Consider the following 465-nt stretch of genomic DNA (forward strand, 5'->3'; position numbering starts at 1 on the left):
TATGACGATCGTGGTTCGGACGAGATGTTCAGCAGCGAGCCGACGAGGCGGCGTGCCCTGCTGGCTGCGGCCCTCGAGGCCGGCGCCGATTGGATCCTGGCAATGGACCCCGACGAGAGGTTGGAAAACGCGGTCGCCGATCAAATTGGCCAACTGACCAGCCGGTCGCGGCGCATCGCCTGGGGATTCCGGACGCTGGAAATGTACACGCCGGACAGCTACCGCGTCGACGGGCCCTGGGGGCAGAAGATGCAGCACAGGCTGTTCAGCGCCTACCATCCGGATCGCTATCGGTCGACGGATTTGCATGGCGCCTGGTTCCCCGAAGACCTCCGCCTCAAACTCAGGGACAGCGGTCTCAACCTTTATCATCTGAAGATGATCGAGCCGAAGCGGCGCGCGGCACGGCGCGACCTCTACAATCATCTCGATCCGGATCGCAGGCTGCAGGACATCGGCTATGAC

General features: G+C 63.2%; 1 protein-coding gene. It reads left to right on the forward strand.

Translation table 11 applies throughout. From position 1 onward, the window contains the following. Positions 1 to 24: 24 nt before the first annotated feature. Positions 25 to 465: hypothetical protein (locus EOA29_RS41990; protein WP_189479201.1), on the forward strand; the 441-nt coding region annotated here is incomplete at its 3' end.

Origin of the sequence: Mesorhizobium sp. M1E.F.Ca.ET.063.01.1.1 (assembly GCF_003998155.1) — a bacterium.
Classification (GTDB): domain Bacteria; phylum Pseudomonadota; class Alphaproteobacteria; order Rhizobiales; family Rhizobiaceae; genus Mesorhizobium.